The following is a 6,565-nucleotide window of genomic DNA, read 5'->3' as shown; positions in this document are numbered from 1 at the left end:
CTTTCGAGAGGGGAGACTTAGCGGGGAGCCATGCGGATTGCGCCATCGAGGCGGATGGCCTGGCCGTTGAAATAGGTGTTGCGAACAAACTCCATCGCCAGACTGGCGAATTCTTCTGGTTTGCCGAGGCGCTTGGGAAAGGGGACGGCAGCGCCAAGGCTGTCCAGAACCTGTTCGGGCAAATTGGCGACCAGAGGTGTTTTGAAAACACCGGGCATGATCGCATTGACCCGAATGCCTAGGTCCATCAGGTCGCGCGCCATCGGCAGAACCAGCCCGTTGACCCCGGCCTTGGCCGAACCATAGGTGGTCTGGCCGATCTGCGCGTCCTGAGCCGCGACCGATGCGGTCAGCGTAATCACCCCGCGCTCGCCATCTTCCAGCGGCTCAAGACTGGTCATGCCCAGCGCCGACAGTGAAGCGATGCGATAGCTGGCGACCAATATGCCCTTGACCCCGAATTCATAATCCTCGGTCGACAGGCGCTTATAGCCACCACTGGCCTTGTCCCACGCCAAGGTCTTGCCGCGCCGCGACACCATCGCGCAGTGGACGCAGATGCGTTCCTGGCCCTGCGCGGCGCGTGCTGCGGCAAAGCCGTCGACCACCGATTGTTCGTCGGTGATATCGGTGCGCACGAACAGCCCGCCAATGGTGTCGGCGACCTCGCGACCCAGATCTTCGTTGATATCGAAAATCGCGACCTTCACCCCGGCGGCGGACAGCGCTTCTGCTGTGGCACGGCCCAGACCCGATGCGCCGCCCGTCACAACAGCAGCGGTGGATGCGTCAATTTTCAAGTCGATTCTCCTCTGGCCGATATATGGGGCGAATGGGACGGCTGTTCGGGTGCGATTGTCCCGGCATATAAGTCTGTCGACCCTGCGCCCGCCATGTTTGACTTTCAATCAACCGGACGTTGACGTAAACGTCAAGCGATTTTGCCACTATATGAGATGAAAATCGCGTGGCACAGCTGCGTGGCGCACAGGAGATGAACATGGCTTTCAAGACACGGATCACCGAGATGCTCGAGATCGAGCACCCGATTGTTCAGGGCGGAATGCAAAGTGTCGGCTATGCCGAGCTGGCGTCGGCGGTGTCCAATGCCGGCGGGCTTGGCATATTGACTGCACTGACCCAGCCCAGCCCGCAAGCGCTGCGCGAAGAGATTGAACGCTGCCGGTCGATGACCGACAAGCCTTTCGGGGTGAATCTGACCGTGTTTCCGACCATCAATGCGCCTGATTACAACGCCTATGCCGATGCGATTATCGACGGCGGGATCAAGATTGTAGAGACAGCTGGGACGCCCGCCGTGCGCGAGATGTGGGACCGTTTCAAACCGCATGGCATCACCATCCTGCACAAATGCACCGCCGTTCGCCACGCCCTGTCGGCGGAACGCGGCGGTTGCGATGTCATTTCAATTGATGGTTTCGAATGTGCTGGCCATCCGGGTGAGGATGATATTCCGGGGCTGATCCTGATTCCCGCCGCCGCCGACAAGGTCAAAATCCCGATGCTCGCGTCGGGCGGTTTCGGCGACGGGCGCGGGCTTGCGGCGGCGCTCGCGCTCGGGGCCGACGGCATCAACATGGGAACGCGCTTTTGTGCCACGCAGGAAGCGCCCATCCATGACAATGTAAAACAAGCCTATATCGACAATGACGAACGCGGCAGTTTCCTGATCTTTCGTCAGTTCAAGAATAGCGCGCGTGTCGGCAAAAGCGACGTGTCGGAGGAAGTCGTCCGCCGCCTGTCCCAACCCGACGCGCAGTTCAGTGACGTGCAGGAACTGGTCAACGGGGCTGCCGGGCGCGAGCTTTTGGAAAGCGGCGATATGGAAAAGGGCGTGTTCTGGGCGGGGATGATTCAGGGTTTGATTCATGACATTCCGACCTGTGAAGTCCTGATCAATCGCATCGTTGGGGACGCAGAGGCCATTATTCGCGGGCGGCTTGGCAATATGTTGGAAGCACAGGCATGACGCAGGCTCCTATCTTTGATCTCAGCGGACGGGTGGCGTTGGTCACGGGCGCGTCATCGGGTCTTGGCGCCGGATTTGCCAAAGTGCTCGCAGCAGCGGGGGCCAAGGTAGTGCTCGCGGCGCGCCGCGCCGACCGGCTCGCCGAACAGGTCGCGGAAATTACGGCGGCGGGCGGCGAGGCGGTGGCGGTGACGATGGACGTCACCGACGAAGCCTCGACCATTGCCGCCTATGATGCCGCCGAAGCCGCCTTTGGTACGGTCGACACGATCATCGCCAACGCCGGGGTCGCGACAGAGAAAATGGCGATGAGTCTGACGATGGACGATGTCGACGGGTTGATTTCCGCCAATTTGCGCGGCGTCTTCCTGACTGCACGCGAAGGCGCCAAGCGGCTCGACAAAGCGGGCAGCCGTGAAACAGGGCGTGGGCGGATCATATTGATCGGGTCGATCACCGCCGACAAAATCTATCCGGCGACATCGGTTTATGGCGCAACCAAAGCGGCAGTGCGCCATATGGGCCGCGGTTTTGCGCGCGAATGGGCGCGGCGCGGGATTAATGTGAACATCATCCAGCCGGGCTATTTCCAGTCCGAAATGACGGCAGATTTGCTGGAAAGCGATACGGGCAAGGCGCTGGTCGCGTCGTTCCCGCGCAAACGCACGCGTCCGCCGACCGATCTTCATGCGCCCTTATTGTTCCTCGCGTCCGATGCGTCACTCGGCGTCACGGGCAGCGTCATCACGGTCGATGACGGGCAGTCGCTCTAACTAGGCTGCTCGGTTCAAGGTGGCGTCGACCGTCATAATCGTGCGCCCGTCGCCGCCAAGCGCCGCCAATGTGATTGCACCGCCGACAGTCTTGCCGACCAGATGCAGCGGCTCGCCGACAAAAGCGGGGGCGGCGGCGCGCATGGAAAAATGGGCCAGCGCATTACGTCCCAACTCCCGCGCCGCAAGGTCGAGCAACAGCGTGGCAATCAACGGTCCATGGACGACCAGCGCGCGATAGCCTTCTTCGTCACGCGCATAGGGGGCGTCATAATGGATGCGGTGGCTGTTAAATGTCAGCGCCGAATAGCGCATCAGCAATGCCTCCGACGGTGTGACGCAGCGATGCCAGCCCCACCCATCGAGCGGGGGCGCGGCAGTCATGGCCGGTGGCGCGGCGGCGCTTTCTCTGGTCGGCGCGGCTTCGCGATAGACGATGGTCTGGCGCTCATGCACCGCTAGTTGGTCGCCGACATGGGTGTCATGATCGATCTCGACAAAGACAAGCTGGCCCGAACGCCCCGCCTTTTCGGTGATGGCGGCCAGCGTCGATTGCCGCGAAAGCGTGTCGCCCGCATGGATGGGGCGATGGAAGTCGATCGTGCTCGCCGCCCACATGCGGCGGGGCAGGGCGATGGGGGGCAGGATGCCCGCCGCATCGTCGCTGCGCTGTGGGTGGCCGTCGCTTGCCAGGGCTGCGGTCGGCGCGTCGGGCAGGCACAGGCACCAGTGGATCGCCTGCGGTCCGGCATCGCCCGCCTCTTCGCTATCAATCGTCGCCCGAAAGCGTGCCAACAGCGCAGGGGTCAGCACATCGCGCTGTTCCATCCTGCGTCCGATCCATGCGTCCCATTGGCTCATGATGTCGCCCTTATCCTGCGGCGCTGCAACCGCGCACCAAAGCTATGTCGATAGAGGAAACCATCCGATGCGCCAATCTAGCGTGGCGAATCGCCCTATATGATGATTCGCGGGACGCACGCACGTCCTCATTTTGCCGCGAGTTAGAGTCAAACAATTTCCATGACTCTGCGCGAATCGACAGCGACTCAACGTGGATTCGCTTATTTCATGGCCACAACCCGCAGATTCATGCCGCATTCATCTATTATTAGGCTTAACGTTTAACGACGCGCTGTTTCATTTCAGCACATCGGGCCAAATCCCGCGACGACAGCCTGTTGCTGTTAACCGCTATATTGCCCAGATCGGCAATGTTTTTCGCACGTTATGGGCATTGAAGGAATCGCGTTTCGCGCACTTATGTCGTTTTTTGGGTGTGATTTGGTTTAATTTAATATACTAACATTGTCTTAACGGAGGGAGTGAGTCGGGTCGCAGCTCTCTCGGGCATCTAAATGCCCCAGGCTTCTAATAGGTAGCCAACCGGCGTTAGGTTTTTTTGGGGGGAACGAATGCGATTCCTATTTATTGCGCTTGCCGCGGTGGCTTTTGCTGCGCCCGCAAGCGCCAGTGAAATCGAAAATGTCCGATCGCTCGACATCGCGGTCAGCGGAGCGATCCGCCAGCATTGTGCGATTGGCAGCATCGGCGACATGGATTTCGGCAATCTGGAACGGCGCGGCCTGGGGGCTCAGACGCGGGTGGCGTTCGATTGCAATGTTCCCTTCACCATGACGATCAAGGGCGCGACCGGCGCGCTCACCAACACCAAAATGCCCAACGGCCAAGGAGCCTATGGCGGTTCACTGCCTTATTCCTTGGCCGTTCAAATGCCGGTGCGTCACCCATCGACACAGATGGTAACGCGCACTTTTGGCAGCCGCCAGCTTCAGGCGGGCGGCATTATTTCCAGCAACGGCGGCATCGCGACGGACGGAATGTTTCTGTCGGTCGAACTGGGCATGCCCACGGGTGAGGCCGGGCTGTTGGCTGGCGACTATTCGGAGACGATCACGATTACGGTCTCTCCGATCTGAAAAATCGCTCGCGGGGTTTTTGCGAGCGTTGGCCGAAGGAACAGGCACCGCTGTTTCTCCGGTTCTTCAATCACTCGGTGCAGTTAATCCGCATCCAACCCTTTAGGGGCGGGGCGGTTTACAAGAGGGAAAAAGCTATGAAGAATATCCTTTGCGGCAGTGCTGCCGCTATCGCGCTTGTTGCCATTGCGTCGCCTGCTGCGGCGCAGACGAACGAAACTCACTATGCGGCAACTGTGCCAGTTCTGGGACTCAACATCACGTCTGAGAATCCGGGCGCGGGTGAAACCATTCTGTGGGATTTGGCACGCGGCTTTCTTAATATCGGCACGCGCTATACAGCGGAAGCTTCTGCGCCTGGTGACAGCGAAGCTGCAACCCGTCGCGTAAATGTTCGCTTCCGTCTCCACGGCACGGTCAACAAGGATTGCTCCTTCTATGCCGGCAACAACTCGAGCGCCCGCAACATTGATTTTGGCACGATCGGTGTTCGCACCGGCGACAATGAAAATGTTAACCGCGCTTTCGAAATGGTTGGCCCTGCGACTGCCAACATCGAGACACTGACCGCTGGTTGCAACACCAACAATGTTGTGGAAATCAATAAGGATAATGCTCTCGGTCTCGTGAACAACAATCCTGGTGGTTACGACAGCAACGAATTCCAGGCGAATATTCCGTACCGCGTGCGTGCGGATTGGACTGGCGTTACGAGCCAGTCTGGACCGTCTGCAGGTTCGCCGCAGAATCTCAGTGTTGGCCTCAACAGCTCCACCGGCACCAGAAATCAGGGTGCGTGGCGTTCGTCGATGGACATCACCATTACGGCCCCGGCCGTGACGGGGAAGGGCCTTGTTGCAGGTCGCTACTCCGGTCGGACCACGGTCACGCTTCGCGCGATCTAAAAGTCTGAATTGCTAATGTGAGGGAAGGGGGAAGAGCAATCTTTCCCCTTTCTTTACCTAGGCTTTAGGTTATGATTCTATCTAAGGGGCGGGGGAATATGATGATATTGACCAAATTGCGGCGGTCTGCGCGCGCGTTCTTGGCAATTTTTGCTGCGCTTGCCGCCCTTATCGCTGTGGTCAGCCCGGCCCTTGCCATGCGTGTGTCACCGATGGTGGTGGAAATGGAATCGCAGGGCAGCGGAGCCATTGCCCGTATTGAAGTCCAAAACATCAACAAGGGCAATTTGGCCTTTGAAACACGCGTCTTTTTGATGACGATTGACGCCGACGGCACGATTCACGAAACACCGGCAGACGATAAATTCCTGATATTCCCGCCACAGGGCGTGCTGCCCCCCGGTGGACGTCAGGTGGTCCGGCTGCAATGGGTCGGCGAGCCTGATCTTGCGGCATCACAAGCCTATTATGTGTCCGTGCAACAATTGCCCGTCGCGTTCGAACCGACGACGAGTGATAATCTCGATGCTCAGGTGCAAATTCTCTATAACATGCGGGCCTTGGTCGTCGTGGCGCCTCCCGGTGCAAAGCCGGATGTAGAGGCCAGCTCGGTCAAACAAGTCATGTATCAGCCGCCCGCAGAATCCGGTTCGGACAAGCTGCCGCCGATGCAGGACGGGGTGGAAATCACCCTGCATAATGCGGGCCGCCGCCATGCGATGATGTCGAACTTTGGCTGGCGTCTGGAAGGCACCGATACCAACGGTGTAAAGTTGCGTGTCGATATTTCTCCTGAAGAGCTTAATCGCGCCGTGGGCACAGGCTATGTGCCTGCGTTGGGCGACCGGACCTTCCGCGTTCCGGTTCCGGGCTTTAATCAAGACCCCATCCGATTGTCGTTTATCCAGTGAGGTTGGGTTTCGCCCTTTGTTCGGTTGCCTTGCCGGCTCTATGGGT

At 59.2% G+C, this 6,565-nt stretch carries 7 protein-coding genes; 5 read left to right on the top strand and 2 right to left on the bottom strand.

The genetic code is table 11. The annotated features are described in order from the left end of the window. Positions 1–17 precede the first annotated feature (17 nt). A complete protein-coding gene (locus ACR3XE_RS14030; RefSeq protein WP_473699594.1) occupies positions 18–800 on the bottom strand; it encodes an SDR family oxidoreductase in 783 nt (260 codons plus the stop codon). A gap of 200 nt (positions 801–1,000) precedes the next feature. Here ACR3XE_RS14030 and ACR3XE_RS14025 point away from each other — a divergent pair, with 200 nt between their 5' ends. Continuing rightward, the gene (locus ACR3XE_RS14025) at positions 1,001–1,990 is read left to right on the top strand and encodes an NAD(P)H-dependent flavin oxidoreductase (protein ID WP_473699595.1); all 990 of its coding nucleotides are present in this window, start codon (positions 1,001–1,003) and stop codon (positions 1,988–1,990) included. Continuing rightward, positions 1,987–2,763, top strand: a complete 777-nt coding sequence (locus ACR3XE_RS14020; RefSeq protein ID WP_473699596.1) for an SDR family NAD(P)-dependent oxidoreductase — start codon at positions 1,987–1,989, stop codon at positions 2,761–2,763. Before ACR3XE_RS14025 ends, ACR3XE_RS14020 begins: the two co-directional genes overlap by 4 nt. Here ACR3XE_RS14020 and ACR3XE_RS14015 read toward each other — a convergent pair whose 3' ends face one another. Then, positions 2,764–3,624, bottom strand: coding sequence for an HTD2 family dehydratase (locus ACR3XE_RS14015; RefSeq protein WP_473699597.1), 861 nt, complete (start codon positions 3,622–3,624; stop codon positions 2,764–2,766). It abuts the gene before it with no gap. A gap of 554 nt (positions 3,625–4,178) precedes the next feature. On the opposite strand from ACR3XE_RS14015, the gene ACR3XE_RS14010 reads away from it, so the two are divergent. The 3 genes from ACR3XE_RS14010 to ACR3XE_RS14000 all read left to right on the top strand — a co-directional run bounded on the left by ACR3XE_RS14010 (position 4,179) and on the right by ACR3XE_RS14000 (position 6,519). Beyond that, complete coding sequence (locus tag ACR3XE_RS14010; RefSeq protein WP_486185816.1) at positions 4,179–4,703, top strand: spore coat protein U domain-containing protein; 525 nt, start codon at positions 4,179–4,181, stop codon at positions 4,701–4,703. 137 nt (positions 4,704–4,840) lie between these two features. Continuing rightward, the gene (locus ACR3XE_RS14005; protein WP_473699599.1) at positions 4,841–5,608 is read left to right on the top strand and encodes a hypothetical protein; all 768 of its coding nucleotides are present in this window, start codon (positions 4,841–4,843) and stop codon (positions 5,606–5,608) included. A 98-nt stretch (positions 5,609–5,706) separates the two neighbouring features. Next, positions 5,707–6,519: a fimbrial biogenesis chaperone gene (locus ACR3XE_RS14000; RefSeq protein WP_473699600.1), complete on the top strand. Its 813-nt coding sequence runs from the start codon at positions 5,707–5,709 to the stop codon at positions 6,517–6,519. The last annotated feature ends 46 nt before the right edge of the window (positions 6,520–6,565 follow it).

The sequence above is a fragment of the Sphingopyxis sp. 10G20-10 genome (assembly GCF_057365075.1).
Note: the sequence above shows the minus strand (reverse complement) of the source record. Positions and strands in the feature narration are given on the sequence as shown.

What these genes read in the sequence shown, in the direction of transcription:
- ACR3XE_RS14025 (WP_473699595.1), top strand. Translation starts at nt 1,001, where the DNA reads ATGGCTTTCAAGACACGGATCACCGAGATGCTCGAGATCGAGCACCCG.
- ACR3XE_RS14010 (WP_486185816.1), top strand. Translation starts at nt 4,179, where the DNA reads ATGCGATTCCTATTTATTGCGCTTGCCGCGGTGGCTTTTGCTGCGCCC.
- ACR3XE_RS14000 (WP_473699600.1), top strand. Translation starts at nt 5,707, where the DNA reads ATGATGATATTGACCAAATTGCGGCGGTCTGCGCGCGCGTTCTTGGCA.
- ACR3XE_RS14020 (WP_473699596.1), top strand. Translation starts at nt 1,987, where the DNA reads ATGACGCAGGCTCCTATCTTTGATCTCAGCGGACGGGTGGCGTTGGTC.
- ACR3XE_RS14005 (WP_473699599.1), top strand. Translation starts at nt 4,841, where the DNA reads ATGAAGAATATCCTTTGCGGCAGTGCTGCCGCTATCGCGCTTGTTGCC.
- ACR3XE_RS14015 (WP_473699597.1), bottom strand. Translation starts at nt 3,624, where the DNA reads ATGAGCCAATGGGACGCATGGATCGGACGCAGGATGGAACAGCGCGAT.